Below are 16,897 nucleotides of genomic sequence, written 5' to 3' on the forward strand. Positions count from 1 at the left end.
TCTATGGGCTGGGCGCCGGGATTTACAGGCTGTACTGGTAGGGGGACACCAGCACTTCGATGCGCTGGAACGCTTTCAGGTCCGAGTAGCCGGTGGTGGCCATTGCCCGGCGCAGCGCACCCATGAGGTTGGAGGTGCCGTTGGTGTGGTGGGACGGCCCCCAAAGGACCTCTTTGAGCGGTCCCACGGTGTCCAAGCGGACCCTGTCGCCGCGCGGCAGCTCGCTGTGGTGTGCTTCCTGCCCCCAGTGCCAGCCGTGGCCCGGTGCCTCTTCGGCACGGGCCAGCGCGGAACCGAGCATCACGGCGTCGGCGCCCATCGCGAACGCCTTGATGATGTCGCCGCTGGTGCCCATGCCGCCGTCGGCGATCACGTGCACGTACCGTCCGCCGGACTCGTCCATGTAGTCCCGGCGCGCCTCGGCTATATCGGAGATGGCCGTGGCCATGGGCGCGTGGATGCCCAGCGCACGCCGGGTGGTGGTGGTCGCGCCGCCGCCGAACCCGACGAGGACGCCGGCCGCGCCGGTACGCATCAGGTGCAGGGCCGGGGTGTAGCCGGCGGCTCCGCCCACGATCACCGGAACATCGAGTTCGTAGATGAACTGCTTCAGGTTCAGCGGTTCCACGGTCTTGGACACGTGCTCGGCGGAAACGGTGGTGCCGCGGATGACGAAGACGTCGACGCCCGCGGCGAGGACGGTCTTGTAGAACTCCTGGGTGCGCTGCGGGGTGAGCGAGCCGGCAACAGTCACGCCGGCGTCGCGCATTTCGGCCAGGCGCGAGCTGATCAGTTCGGCCTGGATCGGTGCGTTATAGATTTCCTGCAGGCGGCGGGTGGCGGCGGGGTTGAAGTTGTCGCTGCTGAGGGCGGCGATTTCGTCCAGCAGCGGTTCCGGATTCTCGTACCGGGTCCACAGGCCCTCAAGGTTCAGCACGCCGAGGCCGCCGAGCCTGCCGAGGGCAATGGCTGATGCCGGAGACATCACCGAGTCCATCGGGGCGCCGATGACCGGCATCTCGAACTGGTAGGCATCGATCTGCCAGTTGATGGAAACATCCTGGGGATCGCGGGTGCGCCGCGAGGGCACAATCGCCACGTCATCCAGGGAGTAGGCTCTGCGCCCATGCTTGCCACGGCCAATTTCTATCTCGTTACTCACGCTCCCTAGGTTATCCCAGTGCGCGGCGTCGGCCCGAAAGCTGCCGGCAACGGGCCGCCGCGAGTGCAGAACAAGCCCTTAAAGCCCAAGGGCAGCTCCAGCGCAGTGCGCAGGGGCTGCCCTTGGCAGGGAGGACGGGTCAGCGGCGCCCGTAGTTCGGCGCCTCGGCCGTCATCATGATGTCGTGCGGGTGGGATTCCTTCAGCCCGGCCGGGGTGATCCGGACAAACTTGCCCTTGGCCTTCAGCTCTTCAATGGTGCGTGCACCCGTGTAGAACATGGTCTGGCGCAGGCCGCCGACCAGCTGGTGCGCCACGGCGGAAAGCGGTCCGCGGTAGGGCACCTGGCCTTCGATGCCTTCCGGAATCAGCTTTTCGTCGCTGGGGACGTCGGCCTGGAAGTAGCGGTCCTTGGAGTAGGAGGTGTTCTTGCCCCGGGACTGCATGGCCCCGAGCGAACCCATGCCGCGGTAGGACTTGAACTGCTTGCCGTTGACGAAGACCAGGTCGCCCGGGCTTTCCGCGGAGCCGGCCAGCAGGCCGCCCAGCATTACGGTGTCGGCGCCGGCCACGATGGCCTTGCCGATGTCGCCCGAGTACTGCAGGCCGCCGTCGGCGATCAGCGGGACGCCCGCCGGAATGGCGGCCTTGGAAGCTTCGTAAATGGCGGTGATCTGCGGGACGCCCACTCCGGCAACTACGCGGGTGGTGCAGATGGAACCCGGCCCCACGCCTACCTTGACGGCGTCGGCACCGGCGTCGATCAGGGCCTGGGCGCCTTCACGGGTGGCTGCCTGGCCGCCGATGATGTCCACGTGCGCGGCAGCCGGGTCCTTCTTGAGGCGGGCAATCATTTCCAGCACGCCTGCACTGTGGCCGTTGGCGGTGTCCACCACGAGGATGTCGACGCCGGCCTCGACCATGGACATGGCACGCTCGTAGCCGTCGCCGAAGAAGCCGATGGCAGCACCGACGCGCAGGCGGCCCTCGTCATCCTTGGTGGCCAGCGGGTACTGCTCGGCCTTGTCGAAGTCCTTGACCGTGATCAATCCCTGCAGCTTGCCGGCGTCGTCCACCAGCGGCAGCTTCTCGATCCGGTTCTTGCCCAGCAGCTCCATTGTCTCTGCGGCGCTGATGCCCACCCGGCCGGTGATGAGCGGCATGCGCGTCATGACTTCTTCGACCTTGCGGCTCGGATAGTCGGCACGCGGAATGAAGCGGGTGTCGCGGTTGGTGACAATGCCCAGCAGGGTGTTTTCGGTATCCACCACCGGCAGGCCCGAAACACGGAAATGCGCACAGAGGTCGTCGAGTTCCTGCAGGGTGGCGTCGGGGGAAATCGTCACCGGGTTGGTGATCATGCCGGATTCGCTGCGCTTGACCCGGTCGACGTGTTCCGCCTGGTCGGCAATGGAAAGGTTCCGGTGGATCACGCCGAGGCCGCCCTGCCGGGCCATCGCGATGGCCATGCGGGATTCGGTGACCGTGTCCATCGCGGCGGAAAGCAGCGGAGTCTGCACGGTGATCCGCTTGGACAGCCGGGAGCTGGTGTCGGCTTCAGAGGGAATTACATCCGTCGGGCCGGGCAGCAGGAGGACGTCGTCGTAGGTCAGGCCGACGAAGCCGAACGGATCGTGTTCTGGGTACTGCTGACTCAAAGCTGCGCCTCTTTCGGGGATGAGAGGAAGGAAAAGGCCCGATTTAGCCTGTACCTATCGTAAAACGAAAGCGGTCCCGCCCCTATTCCGTCCCGAAGGTATCTGCTGCCTGTGAGGGATGCCACGGAAAACAGCGAGGCCCCGCCCCCGGAAACGTGTTCCGGGGGCGGGGCCTGGGCCGATTTCCGCACGTAAGGCGCGGATCAGGGCTGATTAGTGCTGGTGACCGTGGTCGTTGTCCTCTTCGGCAGGCTTCTCCACCACGAGGGCTTCGGTGGTGAGCACCAGCGAAGCGATCGAGGCGGCGTTGCGCAGGGCCGAGCGGGTGACCTTGACCGGGTCGATGATGCCGGCGGCAATCAGGTCTTCGTATTCACCGGTGGCGGCGTTGAAGCCGTTGTTGATTTCCAGCTCGCCGACCTTGGCAACGACGACCATGCCTTCGGAACCGGCATTCTCGGCGATCCAGCGCAGCGGCTGCGCCAGTGCACGGCGGACCAGGCCGACGGCGGTGGCGGCGTCGCCCTGCAGCTTCGTCACCTCCGGATCGGTGTCCAGTGCGCGGGCAGCGTGGACCAGTGCGGAACCGCCGCCGGCCACAATGCCCTCTTCGAGTGCGGCACGGGTGGAGGAAACGGCATCTTCGATGCGGTGCTTCTTTTCCTTCAGCTCCACCTCGGTGGCTGCACCGACGCGGATGACGCCGATGCCGCCGGACAGCTTGGCGAGGCGTTCCTGCAGCTTCTCGCGGTCCCAGTCCGAATCGGTGCGCTCGATCTCGGCACGGATCTGTGCCACGCGGTCGGCGACGTCGGCTTCGGAGCCGGTGCCGTCAACAATCGTGGTGTTGTCCTTGGTAACCGTGATGCGGCGGGCGGAGCCCAGCACCTCAAGGCCAACCTGGTCCAGCTTCAGGCCGAGGTCGGGGCTGACTACCTGGGCGCCGGTGAGGGTCGCGATGTCCTGCATCATTGCCTTGCGGCGGTCACCGAAGCCCGGAGCCTTGACGGCGACGACGTTCAGGGTGCCGCGGATCTTGTTGACCACCAGGGTGGACAGGGCTTCCCCGTCTACGTCTTCGGCGATGATGAACAGCGGCTTGGAGGTCTGCAGCGCCTTTTCCAGCAGCGGCAGGAACTCGGCGACGGAGGAGATCTTGCCGGAGTTGATCAGGATCAGTGCGTCTTCGAGGACGGCTTCCTGGCGCTCCGGGTCGGTCACGAAGTACGGCGAGAGGTAGCCCTTGTCGAACTGCATGCCCTCGGTGATGGCCAGCTCGGTCTGCGTCGAGGAGGATTCCTCGATCGTGATGACGCCGTCCTTGCCGACAGTGTCGAAGGCCTGGGCCAGCAGCTCGCCGATCTCGGTGCTCTGCGCGGAGATGGCGGCAACGTGGGCAACCTGGTTGCCTTCAACTTCCTTGGCGTTCTCCAGCAGGCGCTTGGCTACCGCGTCAACGGACACCTCGATGCCGCGCTTGAGCTGCCCGGGGGCAGCACCGGCGGCAACGTTGCGCAGGCCTTCCTTGACCAGGGCCTGTGCCAGCACGGTGGCCGTGGTGGTGCCGTCGCCGGCAACATCGTTGGTCTTGGTGGCTACTTCCTTGGCCAGCTGTGCGCCGAGGTTCTCGTACGGGTCGTCCAGCTCAATTTCGCGGGCAATCGTGACGCCGTCGTTGGTGATGGTGGGAGCGCCCCAGGTCTTGGCCAGGACGACGTTGCGGCCGCGCGGGCCGAGGGTCACCTTGACCGTGTTGGCGAGCTTATCGACGCCTGCTTCGAGCGAGCGGCGGGCGGAGTCATTGAACTCCAACTGCTTTGCCATGTGTGTGTCCTTTCCGACAACTACATCTGCATCAGAAAACCCCGGCCAGAATCGTGGCCGGGGTTTTCCAGGGGAACTACTTTACGACGACGGCCAGCACGTCGCGGGCGGACAGCACCAGGTATTCCTGGCCGCCGTGCTTGACTTCGGTTCCGCCGTACTTGGAGTAAATGACTACGTCGCCTTCGGCAACGTCAACCGGGATGCGGTTGCCGTTGTCATCAACGCGGCCGGGTCCAACTGCAACTACTTCACCCTCCTGGGGCTTTTCCTTTGCAGTGTCCGGGATAACGAGGCCGGAAGCAGTGGTCTGCTCGGCTTCGAGGGGGCGGACAACAATACGATCCTCAAGGGGCTTAATAGAGACCGACACTCGGGCTCTCCTTTGCGTAGTTTCTAACGGAATGGGGCCGTTGGTCTGGCGCTGGCCGTCGTCGCGGTGCCGGTTCGCGCTTTCCCTTCGGGAGTTAGCACCCTCACGTTCGGAGTGCTAACTCAGACTTTATGCAACGGTTAGCACTCGGTCAAGGTGAGTGCCAGCGCGTGCCGCCTGTCCACCCCTCTCCCCCGTACCGGCGGGCAGGTAAATGAAGAAGGGGATTTGCTTAGGTTCGCCTAACCGGGATAGTTTTCATCTGCGCATCATTAGAAAACATTTCTGTGACCTAATCCCCCGGATAGGCACATCGACTCTCACCGGAGCCCCCCATGATCACGAAGTCCCGCCTGTTGGCCGGAACCGCCCTTGTGTCCCTCCTCGCGCTCAGCGCCTGCTCCACTGAAGCAGCAGATGCGGACGTCGAGTCCGCGCAGGACTCAACCGTGACGGTCGAGCACGCCCAGGGAAGCACCGAAGTTCCGGTGAACCCGGAGATCGTGTACACCTTCGACCTCGGCGCCCTCGACACGATGGATGCCCTCGACATTGACGTCGACGGCGTGCCTGCCGCCAACTTCCCGGAGAGCCTCTCCCAGTACGGCGCCGAAGAGATCACCAAGATCGGCAGCATGAAAGAGCCCGACTTCGAAGCGATCAACGCCGGCGCTCCGGACCTGATCATCATTTCCGGCCGGGTTGCCGATTCTTACGAAGAGTTGAGCAAGATTGCCCCCACCGTCGACCTCAGCGTCGATAACGCCGATTCCTGGAACTCCTTCAAGGAAAACACCCGGACCCTCGGCACGATCTTCGAGAAGGAAGACCTGGTTGAAGAGAAGCTGGGCGCCCTGGAAGGCAAGGTCGAAGACACCAAGGAACTGGCCGCCGACGCCGGCAACGGCCTGATCGTTATGACCAGCGGCGGGGAAATGACCGCCTACGGCGCAGGCTCGCGCTTCGGCATCATCCACGACGTCCTCGGCCTGGAACCGGCCGCCGAGGTTCAGGGCGAGGGTAAGCACGGCGAATCCGTTTCCTTTAACTACATTGCGGATACCGATCCGGACCACCTGTTCGTCATTGACCGCGACGTAGCCGTCGGCACCTCCGGCGAAGCCGCCTCCGCCGTGCTCGACAACGAGCTGGTCAAGAGCACCAAGGCTGCCCGGAACGGAAACATCACCATGCTGGATTCCGCCAGCTGGTACCTGGTCGGATACGGCCTGAACAACGTGGACACCATGGTTAACACCGTCCACGACGCTCTCTAGCCGCCCCTCTGCGCTCCGTGGCCCGGCACCGGCCGTGCCGGGCCACGGAGGAACTGGATACCGATATATGACTGCCCCCGCCGTGCCGGCGAATAAACCGGCCCCCGCGTCCGCCGCCGCTCCCCCGGAACGGCGGCGCTTCGTACGTTCAACCGCCGCACTGGTCCTGGGGGTCTGCGTTGTGGTTCTGCTGGCGGCCGTAAGCCTTTTCGTCGGCGTCGGTGACCTTTCGCTCGCCTCGCTGCTGTCCGGGGATCCCACCACGCACATGCTGTTCTGGGTCAGCCAGCTCCCCCGCACGCTGAGTATTGTCCTGGCGGGCATGGCCCTGAGCGTGGCCGGACTGATCATGCAGCTGATGGCCCGGAACAAGTTCGTGGAACCCTCCACCGTCGGCACGGTGGAGTCGGCCCAGCTGGGGATCCTGGCGGTGACCGTGCTGCTGCCGGGCGCCTCCATGTTCCTGAAGATGTCCACGGCCTCTGTCTTCGCCGCTGCAGGAACCGCACTCTTCCTGCTCATCCTGCGCCGGATCCCGCTGCGCAACACACTGATCGTGCCCCTGGTGGGCATCATGCTCGGCGGCGTGATTTCCGCCGTCACCACTTTCTTCGCCTACCGCACCGACCTCCTCCAGACGCTGAACAGCTGGATGATCGGCGACTTCTCCGGCGTCCTGCGCGGCCGCTACGAACTGCTCTGGATTGTCGGCGCCCTGACCCTGATCGGCTACCTGGCCGCGGACCGTTTCACCGTTGCAGGCATGGGGCAGGACTTCACCACCAACCTCGGCCTGAACTACAACCGGGTCATGGCGCTCGGACTGGTGATCGTCTCGCTCATCAGCGCCGTGGTGGTGGTCAGCGTCGGCTCCATTCCGTTCCTGGGCCTGATCGTGCCCAACCTAGTGTCCCTGCTGATCGGTGACAACGTCCGCCGAGCGGTGCCCTGGGTCGCCGTCTTCGGAGCGGGCTTCGTCCTGCTCTGCGACATCATCGGACGCACCATCCGCTACCCGTATGAAATCCCGGTGGGCGTAGTGGTTTCCGCCGTAGGCAGCGTCATCTTCCTGTACCTCCTCCTACGCAAGCGCGGTTCCCATGCCTGATCCATCCACCAGCGCACTGCCCGCAGCGCTTACCGAGCACCGCCGGCGTCCCGTCCGGACCGTTCCCGCCCGCTTCTGGATCATCGCCCTGGGCCTGGTCGCGGCGGCACTGGTTGCGGTGTTCATGACCATTGAGCTGCGCGGAAACCTGGGCTACGCCCTGCCGCGCCGCGCGATCAAGGTGGGCTCCATGATCCTGGTGGCCTACGCCGTCGGGGTTTCCACCGTCCTGTTCCAGACCGTCACCGCCAACCGGATCCTCACGCCTTCGATCATGGGCTTCGATGCCCTCTATGTGCTGATCCAGACGGTCCTGGTGTTTGCCTTGGGCGGCGGTGCCCTGCTGTCCCTGGGCGCGCCGATCCGCTTCTGCCTCGAAGTGCTGCTGATGGTCGGGTTCTCGTTCCTGCTGTACCGGTGGCTTTTCACCGGCGGCGGGAAATCCCTGCACTTGATGCTGCTGGTCGGAATTGTCTTCGGCACCATGTTCCGCGGCTTCTCCTCGCTGCTGCAGCGGCTGATCGACCCGAGCGAATTCATCATCCTGCAGGACCTGTTCTTTGCCAGTTTCAACAATGTCGACGCCGCCCTGCTGGGCTACTCCGCCGCCGCCGTCGCGCTTGTCAGTGCCGTCGCCTGGCGGATGCGCCACTCCTTCGATGTCCTGGCCCTGGGCCGCGAGACCGCGGTGAACCTGGGGGTGGACCATAAGCGGGCGGTCACCGCCACGCTGATCATCTGCTCGGTGCTCGTCGCGGTGTCCACGGCCCTGGTCGGGCCGGTGACCTTCTTCGGGCTCCTCATTGCGTCCCTGGCCTACCAGCTCTGCGCGAAGTTCCGGCATACCTCGGTGCTGCCGATTGCCGTTCTGCTGGGAATCATCGCCCTGGTGGGCGGCCAGCTGGTGCTGGAGCGGATCTTCGCCTTCGACACTGCGCTGAGTATCGTCATCGAGTTCGTGGGCGGCATCGTGTTCCTCATCCTGCTCCTGAGGGGAAACGTGAAATGACCTTCCTCCCCCTGCACCGCCCGAAAGGCCCCTGTTCATGATCTCCGTCAACGGCGTCACCAAGCGCTACTCCTCCGCCGTCGTCGTGGACGGGGTGAGCTGCGAGATCAAGGAAGGCGGCATCACCTCGATCATCGGGCCCAACGGTGCGGGCAAATCCACGCTGCTCTCCATGATCAGCCGGCTGCTGCCCATGGATTCCGGCACGGTTGCCGTGGACGGGCTCGACGTCGTTTCCACCCCCGGCCGGGACCTCGCCCGGAAAATGGCGATCCTGCGCCAGGACAACCAGCTCACCGTCCGCCTGACTGTTCGGGACCTGGTGGGCTTCGGCCGCTACCCCCACAACGGCGGCCGGCCGGGACCCGAAGACAAGGTCCACATCGAGCAGGCAATGGCGTACCTGGACCTGACGGCGCTGGCGGACCGGTTTGTGGACGAGCTCTCCGGCGGGCAGCGGCAGCGGGCGTTCATTGCCATGGTGCTGGCGCAGGACACGGACTACCTGCTCCTGGATGAGCCGCTGAACAACCTGGACATGAAACACTCCGTGGAAATGATGCGGCTGCTGCGCCGGCTCACGGACGACTTCGGGAAGACCGTGGTACTGGTCATCCACGACATCAACTTTGCCTCCTGCTACTCGGACGACATCATTGCCATGTGCGACGGCCGGCTGATCCACCAGGGACCGCCGTCGGCCATCATGCAGCCGGACGTGTTGAAGGATATCTATGAAATCGATATCCGGATCGAGGAGATCGACGGAAACCGGATCGGCGTCTATTTCGCCTAGCTTCGTATAGGGAACCGAAACAACCTCGTCAGGAACAATGCGCCCTACAAACTTTTTCCGGTAGAGCAGTAATCCGCCGATGAAGAGCATCTCCCGGAGGGGCAGTATCCGCCCGGCACATTGCGCAGAGGGGAAAGGCACTCCTAGGTTGGAATCCGCCGCACTTTCTTAACCCCTTCCAGGAAGGTCTCCCATGGAGCCCAAGCTGCGCGTTGCCATCCGGCTCGACGTCGACCTGCGCCAGGCGCGGCTGGTGGTGCGCGGGAAGATCACGGAAGGGAACTGCAGGGTGCTGTACGTGCTCGCCCGCCGCACCAACGCTGCCCTGCCGGGCCTCAACGTGCTCCTGGACCTGAGGAAGGCCACCATCACTGAAGCTGCAATGGCGGGATTGATCCGCAGTGCGGAGACCGGCGAACTGCCGGTGCTTACAGGCAGCTTTGCGTCGGACCCCCTGGCACCCCGGCAGCTGAGTATCCTGGCCCCGGCGTAGCACCAGCCGGTCAGCGTGCCGGTGTCTGAGACCCTGTCCCTGATTCCCGTGCGGCCGGCGCAGGAATCCGGGCATGCAGCCAGGCGGAGGGAACATCGGTACCGAGATCGAGCTGGGCCCCGGTGGCAGCCGTGTGGACGGTCCGCACGATCGCATCCCATACGAGGGACGAGGGCTGCGCGTCCAGCCGCATACCGCCGTCAACGGGGATTACGGAGTAGTGGCCGGCTTCAGCGGCATGCAGCCAGCGGAACCCTGCGTAGGCCTCAACATGCGTGATGGACCAACTACTCCAAGGCGCGTTCCAAAGCCGCCCCACGGCTTCATCCGATCCAGGGGGCAGCGGCGCCGATTCCGAGGCCACCCGGGCATCAAACCGGGCTTCATCGATCACGAGCGGTGCGTGCCGGAGCGGCCATGCGGGGGCGACCCCGGCCCAGGCAGCCAGGGCCAGCGGAAGGTGCGCGTCCCGCATCAGCCGGATCTCGCGGCCGATTACATCACCGGCACCGTAGAACGACGGATCGGCGAGCAGCAGGGCCCGACCGGATGCCATCCACACTTCTGCGTTCCGCACCTCGCTGCCGCGCCGAGCAGTGAGCGTCAGGCGGGCCTCCGGATCGACAAACGGCGTGAGGTAGTCCTTCCCCTTCACCGTGGCCTGTCCCGATTCCCTCAGCAGATCCGAACGGACCAGTTCCCGCACGGCCACCTGCTGTCCTGCAAGGTCAAAACGCCCCAGCTTTTCCCGGTGCCCAAGCGTCTGGAACAGTTCGACGGCGGCAGCCGGCAGCACCATCCCGGCGGGGACATACGGCTGCTCGGCCGAAATCCGGCTAAGGTCTTCCACCACCGTCCTGCGCTGTTCCGAAGCGAAATAGTCGGGCATGGGGTCGGACCGGGTGACCAGGTCAAACCCCGACCAGTCCAGGACATGCGTTGCGCCATGGTCCTTCATTTCCAACTGGTCCACGAGGTACTCGAAGAGCGCCTTCTGGCCTACGTGGTCCTCGAGCGCGTAGCTTGCCGTAGCTTCCAGAACCCCTGCCCCGATGACCCAGACCCAACGGTCCACACAGACGGTGTGCCCGTCCGCCTCATAAACAAAGCGGTGCCGCCGCCCGGGCAGTGCCTGGCCAGACTCGCGGTCAAACACCTTGGGCCACTCGTCAACGGAGAGGACGTGGATCGGAGCAAGAGTCGCCATGGTCTCGGCCAGCCCCGCCGTGGACAGGCGCAGCAGCGACGCTCCCCCGTTGCTGCCGGCCCTGATGACCAGGTTCGGCCGGAAACGGCCGACCGGAACGGGCGGGTGCGCAAGGATCCACATGCTGCCGGTACCGGGAAGCTCTTCCCATCCCGGCGGAAGGACTGCACTGACACCACGGAAACCGACTCTCGCGAAACCGGAAAACGGGTCCATCAGAAATTGCTCCGTCCGTCGGCCTGGGACGACATTCCGCCCCCGCTGGTACGCCTGGCAGCTTCTTCCATGCGCCGGCGTCGAGCGGCCTTCTTTTCATCCCTTATCCACTGCGGCTGCAGGAACGGCGGCATCCAGAAACTGCCCAGGACCCCCAATATTCCTGCGATAAACATAAGAAGGATCAAGAACATGGTCACCAGCGCGTTTATGCCGCCGTCCATGGCGAACTGCGTCAGCGGCATCAGGATAAAAGCAGCACCAAGGTAGGTTGTGGCAAGCGCCGGTTCTCCGGACAGCACAATGTTGAGGCCGGTCCGGTAGTGGCGGAACCTGCCGTTGTAAACGAGGAGACCGCAAAGCATAAGAATGGTGCCCAGTGGAATCAGGATCAATGCCCCGACAGTATTGGCGTTCATAAATTCGACACACGTCCGATCTTTTAGTGCGGCGGGACGGCGGCACGCCCGTGCCGGAGTCAGCCTAATCTATCCCATGGATTTGCCGGGGGACGGTTATCCCGTCCAGCCAAATACGCGGTCCTTCACGCCGTCAATTGTCTTCTCGACGTTTTCCTTCGCATCCTCCACGGCCTTGCCCACGTTTTCCTTGGCATCATCCACGGCCCTGTCGACGGTTTCCTTTGCGTCTTCCAAAGCCTTTTGCGCCTTTTCCGCTGCTTCTTCCGCGGCCTTATACGCGTTTTCCGCTGCTTCTTCCGCCTGTTCGGCCAAGGCCTCAGCGGCCTGCTGGGCCTGGTCCAGCCCAGGTCCGCTCAGGTAATCCCATCCTTCGCGGATTCCATCTCCGGCCCACTCGGTAACGGTCTTGCCCCCCAGTACATCCAGGGGCTGCTCCATTGCCCACCCGACTGCAGAGCCGACAATGAAGCCGACAACCGTGCCTGCCGGGCCGGCGAAGCTTCCAACGCCAGCCCCGATGGCGCCGGCCCCCAGCCCGCCGACGACGCTGGCGCCGGTACGGAACCCCGCGATCTTGCTCGCCTCAGCGCGCCGTTCCTCCTCCGTCATCTCCGGGTTGCTGGCCAGCAGGTCGTTGTACGCCTCCTGTTCCTGGTCCTGATAGGTGAAATAGGCACCGCCGACCGTGAGCACCCAGCCGCCGCCCTTAACGGCCTTTCCACCCAGTCCTTCCTCGTGCGGAACATGAAATTTGTTCGAGTTGTCGACGTAGTCTTTGTACCGTTGGCTGCGATCGTAAAGAAAATCGTTTCGCTCAGGCCGGATGTCGTAGTACGCGCCCGGTCCTGCGGGATGCTGTGAAGTGCGGAACCGCACTCCTCCAAGCGCAGTGTCCATTACGTTGAACATCACGCCCGCGAACTGCGTTGCCATAAAAGAGAAAAACGGATTGGTTTCCCCTGTTGTATCGGACAAGGCGGATACACAGTTCTCTTCCAGCCAAACAAATTCTGCGGCCAATTGGTTGACCGTGCCCTGCAGCGTGTCTCGTCCGAGGTCCGCCATGTCCTGCTGTTCCTCACCAAAGGAATCGCTGTTCACAAAGGCGTTATGGGCCGCAATATCTGCAAGGACCTGGGTGCGTGCGGTTTCCAGGTGGGCAATTCCGTCAGAAAACTCCTGGAGTGCTTTGGCTACCTGCTCGCATGCGGAGCTGACGAATCCGCCGTGGGGGGTGATATTCGCAAAAACACCGTAGGCCACCTCGGCCTCCGGCGCCTGGTAGATGCCCTGCAGGCCATTCCATTGAGCGGACGCGTCCGCGATGGCGTTTTCGAGTTCGGGCCCTGCGCCGCGAACCGCATCGGCACCCGCTGTCAGCTGTGCAGGGGAAGGCCAGCCCTGGAGCCCCGTTGTGTCAAAAGCCATCTCAGTACACCGCCACGGATGAGTGGCCGCCGGCGCTGCCTGCCTCAATCGGCAGTTCGGGGGCCTGGGTCATGACACCGCAGGCGTCGTCTGCCATCTTCTGGTCGCCTTCGAGATAGGCAGTTACAGCCTGGCCGACGCCGTCGACTGCGTTCTGCACCCGCGCAGCGGCCCATTCGGCCTGAAGGGCCACAATCTCGCGTATTCCCTCCAGGGCAGCGGCAACAGGGACACTCCCGCAACCGTCCGTTGCCTGGGAATAGGCGTTATCCAACGACGTGGCGGCATCCGCGATTCCTTCGTCGTCCCGGACCCGGGTCAGCAGACCCGAACAAGCGTCAACCTGAATTGTGTAACCGCTCAAACTCATGATTCCCCCATGTTGTCCCCATCCCGACCTAACGGGTTGTCCTACGCGCAGGCCGGACCCTATAGTGCCGCCGCTGTGAGAACCCTAACCGGTCCGCGCAGTTTAGTGCCATGGGGAGAACTACCCATGGCCGGCCCGCTGTCCTGCCTGACCAGCCGCTTCCGCGAGCCGCCCTACGGCCTCGGTCAGCACCTCCGGGGAGCAGGCGAAGTTCAACCGGACAAATCCGGCGCCCAGGTGCCCGAACCGCGGCCCCGGTTCCAGCGCCACCCGCGCTCGTTGCAGGGCCACCGCCGCGGGATCGTCGCCCCAGCCAAGGGCCCGGAAATCCAGCCAGGCGAGGTAGCCGGCCGAGGGTGGACGGTACCCCGCGCCCGGCAGATGCTCCGCCAGGAGCTCAGCCAGCAGGCGCCGGTTGGCAGCCAAAGACTCCATCACCCCGGCGAGCCAGGGACCGCCGTCGTTATAGGCCGCCGCCGTGGCATGCAGGCCGAGGATGCTGGTGCGCGCGGAGACTTCCTCGGGCATGGACGCCAGCATCAGCCGGGTCCGGTCGCTTTGGCCGATCATCACCGCGCACTTGGTACCGGCGATATTCCACGCCTTGCTGGCGGCGGTCACGCAGAGGCCGTATTCCCGCGCGTTCTCCGAGACGGTGAGGTAGGGAGTGAAGTCCCCCGGTTCGTACGTCAGCGGTGCGTGGATCTCGTCGCTGATCACGGCCACGCCGTATTTCACGGACAGGTCCGCGAGCGCCCGCAGGGTGCCGGCAGAGTGGACCAGGCCCAGCGGATTATGCGGGTTGCACAGCAGCAAGGCGTCAGCACCGCGGGCAAAGGCCCGCTCAATGCCGGCCAAGTCCAATTCCCAGCCCTCACCGTCGAACAGGAGCGGTACCTCCACCACCGTGGAGTCCGCTTCCAGCGGCAGCTCGTAGAAGGGCGGATAGACCGGCGGGGTTATGACCACGCTCCCATCCACGGGTACTGCCTGCCGCAGGCATTCCACAATGGCCACGCTCACGTCCGTGGTGCATCGCACGTCATCCGGGTCCACTGCCCAGGCCCAGGTCCGCGCGGCAAACCCCGTGAAGGCCTGCGCCACCGGCTGAGGCCCGGCGATATACCCGGTGTCCGAGGCCAGCACCCGGTCGATGATGGCCTGCTGCACCGGTTCCGCCAGCGGATAGTCCATTTCCGCCACGAACAGCGGCAGCACGTCCGCCGGATAGGTCTGCCATTTGTAGCTGGTGCGGGCCCGCAGGGCGGCCAGCGGCTCGGCGGCGATCTTCGTCATGCCGCCCAACCTACAGCTAACGTGCCCGCCGGCAGAACAACTAGGCTGGAGGGCATGCCCGATACTTCCCTTGCCCATGTTCTGACCCCCGAGGGATGGCAGCTGCTGAACTCGCTTCCCCCCTACCTCGAATCCGAGTCCCTGAAGCTGAACACGGACCTGCGCAAGGCCGGGCATTCCCCCGAGCTGGTGGCCGCTGTGCTGACGCAGGCAAAACTGCGGATGAAGGCCCGCGGTAAGTTCGGCCCGTTCGCAGAGCACATGGTCTTCACCGCCCCCGGCCTGGAGCAGGCCACCCGGCTGAACGTGGCCGCCCTGCATGCCCGCCGCTACCAGGAGGCGGGGTTGGAGAAGGTGGCGGACCTCGGCTGTGGAATCGGCGCCGATTCCCTCGCCCTGGCCACCCTGGACCGGCAGGTGACCGCCGTCGAACTGGATGAGATCACCGCTGCGGCAGCCACCATCAACCTCATGCCCTGGCCGGAGGCAACGGTGGTCCAGGGCCGTGCCGAGGACTTCGACCTGACCGGGTTCGACGGCGTGTGGCTGGATCCGGCACGCCGGACCACGTCGACGTCGGGCACCACCCGCATCTTCGACCCGGAGGCCTTCTCCCCTCCCCTGTCCTTCGTGGAGTCCCTGGCGGATGCCGGCCTGCCCGTCGGCGTGAAGATGGGCCCGGGCATCCCGCACGAGGCCCTGCCGGCCAACTGCGAGGCACAGTGGGTGTCCGTGGACGGAGATGTCACCGAGGCCACCCTGTGGTTCAACGCGCTGCGCCGCGAGGGAGTCCGGCGTGCCGCCCTGGTGATCGGTTCCGGCGGCGCTGCGGAGCTGACCTCCCCGGTGGACTACGACGCCGGTGCCCAGGACGTGGCCATGGGGCCTGCCGAGGGCTACCTGTATGAACCCGACGGCGCCGTAATCCGTGCCGGGCTGGTGGCCGACGTCGCGGCCACCCTGGACGGGCATCTCCTGGATCCGCACATTGCCTACATCTGCGCGCCGGAACTGCGCGATACTCCCTTCGCCCGCGCCTACCGGATCCAAGACGTCCGCCCGTACAACATCAGGGCGCTGAAGGCCTGGGTCCGGGAAAACCGCATCGGTGTCCTGGACATCAAGAAGCGCGGCATGTCCGTGACGCCGGAAGAGGTCCGCAAGGCCCTGCTCACGGGCTCCGGCAAAGGTCCGAACAAAGCCACGCTGGTCCTCACCCGGATCGGCGAGGACCGCGTGGCCCTGGTGGTGGAACCGGTTCCGGCCGCCTAGGCGGTGCGGGCGGCCGCACCGGAAAGCGGGTCAGGACCGGGAGAACTCGCTGGCTTCACGGACCTGCTCCGGTGTCGGCCGGACACCGGTGTACAGCACGAACTGCTCCTCCGCCTGGATGGCAATGACCTCCGCCCCGGTGATCACCGGTTTCCCGGCCGCTCGGGCGGCAGCGATCAGCGGGGTTTCCGCGGGCAGCGCCACGACGTCGAACACCACCCGGGCGGCAGCCACGGCGTCATCGCCGAAGGACTGAACGTCCTCGTCCTGCCCGGACATGCCCAGCGGGGTGACGTTGATGAGCAGGTCCGCCGTGGACGTGCCGGGCTCCGACCGCCAGGCGAAGTCGTAAAGATCGGCCAGCGCACGGCCGGCGGCTTCGTTGCGGGCAACCACTGTGACGTCGGAGAACCCCGCGTCCCGCAGCGCTGCGGCCACTGCCTTGGCCATGCCGCCGGATCCGCGCAGCAGCACCGAGTGCGTGGCCGGAACGCGGTGGTCCCGCAGCAGCCGGGCGATGGCCAGGTAGTCGGTGTTGTAGGCGGTGAGCACGCCGTCGTCGTTGACTATCGTGTTCACGGAATCGATGGCCTTCGCGGAGGGGTCCATCCGGTCCACGAGCGCAATCACGTCCTCCTTGTACGGCATGGACACGGCGCAGCCGCGGATGGGCAGCCCGCGCACCCCGGCAATGGCCTGTGCCAGGTCAGCGGGGGCGAATGCCTTGTACACGTAGTTCAGGCCCAGCTGGTCATAAAGGTAGTTGTGGAACCGCGTACCGATGTTGCTGGGACGTGCGGCCAGGGAAATGCACAGGGTCATGTCTTTGTTCAGGATCGGCATCCCCCTATTATGTCCGCGCCGGCCGCTGGCTTCGATTTCCCGGCGTGTTCGGGCCCTGGGCCCGAAGCAGGCGCCTGCGGCTATAGGATTGGTACGGTTCTCAACGCAATGATGCGGGTCCGGGTACTTCAGTGGTAACGCATA

The 16,897-nt window shown here is 65.0% G+C and carries 16 protein-coding genes; 6 read left to right on the plus strand and 10 right to left on the minus strand.

Annotated features, from left to right (window positions below; all coding sequences use genetic code 11):
* Positions 1–22 precede the first annotated feature (22 nt).
* The 4 genes from NNX34_RS01665 to groES form a co-directional block, all read right to left on the minus strand.
* Positions 23–1,162 carry a GuaB3 family IMP dehydrogenase-related protein gene (locus NNX34_RS01665; RefSeq protein WP_255764840.1) on the minus strand — a complete coding sequence of 380 codons (1,140 nt, stop codon included), beginning with the start codon at positions 1,160–1,162 and terminating at the stop codon, positions 23–25.
* Between the two features lie 139 nt (positions 1,163–1,301).
* Positions 1,302–2,819, minus strand: coding sequence for an IMP dehydrogenase (gene guaB / locus NNX34_RS01670; protein ID WP_227918618.1), 1,518 nt, complete (start codon positions 2,817–2,819; stop codon positions 1,302–1,304).
* Positions 2,820–3,032: 213 nt separating this feature from the next.
* Complete coding sequence (groL, locus tag NNX34_RS01675) at positions 3,033–4,643, minus strand: chaperonin GroEL (protein WP_255764841.1); 1,611 nt, start codon at positions 4,641–4,643, stop codon at positions 3,033–3,035.
* 76 nt (positions 4,644–4,719) lie between these two features.
* Positions 4,720–5,016 carry a co-chaperone GroES gene (groES, locus tag NNX34_RS01680; RefSeq protein ID WP_146361179.1) on the minus strand — a complete coding sequence of 99 codons (297 nt, stop codon included), beginning with the start codon at positions 5,014–5,016 and terminating at the stop codon, positions 4,720–4,722.
* 335 nt (positions 5,017–5,351) lie between these two features.
* Between groES and NNX34_RS01685 the strand changes: the two genes are divergently transcribed.
* The 5 genes from NNX34_RS01685 (at position 5,352) to NNX34_RS01705 (ending at position 9,699) form a co-directional block, all read left to right on the plus strand.
* Positions 5,352–6,293 carry a siderophore ABC transporter substrate-binding protein gene (locus NNX34_RS01685; RefSeq protein ID WP_255764842.1) on the plus strand — a complete coding sequence of 314 codons (942 nt, stop codon included), beginning with the start codon at positions 5,352–5,354 and terminating at the stop codon, positions 6,291–6,293.
* 67 nt (positions 6,294–6,360) lie between these two features.
* Entirely contained in the window at positions 6,361–7,401 is a 1,041-nt protein-coding gene (locus tag NNX34_RS01690) for an ABC transporter permease (protein ID WP_255764843.1), read from the plus strand.
* Entirely contained in the window at positions 7,394–8,410 is a 1,017-nt protein-coding gene (locus NNX34_RS01695; RefSeq protein WP_255764844.1) for an iron chelate uptake ABC transporter family permease subunit, read from the plus strand. Before NNX34_RS01690 ends, NNX34_RS01695 begins: the two co-directional genes overlap by 8 nt.
* 37 nt (positions 8,411–8,447) lie before the next feature.
* Positions 8,448–9,206, plus strand: a complete 759-nt coding sequence (locus NNX34_RS01700) for an ABC transporter ATP-binding protein (RefSeq protein WP_229949906.1) — start codon at positions 8,448–8,450, stop codon at positions 9,204–9,206.
* Between the two features lie 193 nt (positions 9,207–9,399).
* Positions 9,400–9,699: a hypothetical protein gene (locus NNX34_RS01705; RefSeq protein WP_255764845.1), complete on the plus strand. Its 300-nt coding sequence runs from the start codon at positions 9,400–9,402 to the stop codon at positions 9,697–9,699.
* A gap of 10 nt (positions 9,700–9,709) precedes the next feature.
* On the opposite strand, the gene NNX34_RS01710 is transcribed toward NNX34_RS01705, so the two are convergent.
* The 5 genes from NNX34_RS01710 to NNX34_RS01730 all read right to left on the minus strand — a co-directional run bounded on the left by NNX34_RS01710 (position 9,710) and on the right by NNX34_RS01730 (position 14,638).
* Positions 9,710–11,122 (minus strand): hypothetical protein, encoded by a 1,413-nt coding sequence (locus NNX34_RS01710; RefSeq protein ID WP_255764846.1) that lies wholly within the window; start codon positions 11,120–11,122, stop codon positions 9,710–9,712.
* Complete coding sequence (locus tag NNX34_RS01715; RefSeq protein ID WP_255764847.1) at positions 11,122–11,541, minus strand: hypothetical protein; 420 nt, start codon at positions 11,539–11,541, stop codon at positions 11,122–11,124. Before NNX34_RS01715 ends, NNX34_RS01710 begins: the two co-directional genes overlap by 1 nt.
* 96 nt (positions 11,542–11,637) lie before the next feature.
* Positions 11,638–12,807: a hypothetical protein gene (locus tag NNX34_RS01720; protein ID WP_255764848.1), complete on the minus strand. Its 1,170-nt coding sequence runs from the start codon at positions 12,805–12,807 to the stop codon at positions 11,638–11,640.
* Positions 12,808–12,973: 166 nt separating this feature from the next.
* The gene (locus tag NNX34_RS01725) at positions 12,974–13,342 is read right to left on the minus strand and encodes a DUF6507 family protein (RefSeq protein ID WP_255764849.1); all 369 of its coding nucleotides are present in this window, start codon (positions 13,340–13,342) and stop codon (positions 12,974–12,976) included.
* A 120-nt stretch (positions 13,343–13,462) separates the two neighbouring features.
* Complete coding sequence (locus tag NNX34_RS01730; RefSeq protein ID WP_255764850.1) at positions 13,463–14,638, minus strand: MalY/PatB family protein; 1,176 nt, start codon at positions 14,636–14,638, stop codon at positions 13,463–13,465.
* A gap of 54 nt (positions 14,639–14,692) precedes the next feature.
* On the opposite strand from NNX34_RS01730, the gene NNX34_RS01735 reads away from it, so the two are divergent.
* A complete protein-coding gene (locus NNX34_RS01735) occupies positions 14,693–15,910 on the plus strand; it encodes a methyltransferase (RefSeq protein WP_255764851.1) in 1,218 nt (405 codons plus the stop codon).
* Between the two features lie 30 nt (positions 15,911–15,940).
* Here the strand turns inward: NNX34_RS01735 and NNX34_RS01740 are convergent, their stop codons facing one another.
* Positions 15,941–16,753 (minus strand): shikimate 5-dehydrogenase, encoded by an 813-nt coding sequence (locus NNX34_RS01740; RefSeq protein ID WP_255764852.1) that lies wholly within the window; start codon positions 16,751–16,753, stop codon positions 15,941–15,943.
* Positions 16,754–16,897 lie beyond the last annotated feature (144 nt).

This window comes from Arthrobacter sp. zg-Y1116 (assembly GCF_024385485.1).
Classification (GTDB): domain Bacteria; phylum Actinomycetota; class Actinomycetes; order Actinomycetales; family Micrococcaceae; genus Arthrobacter_B.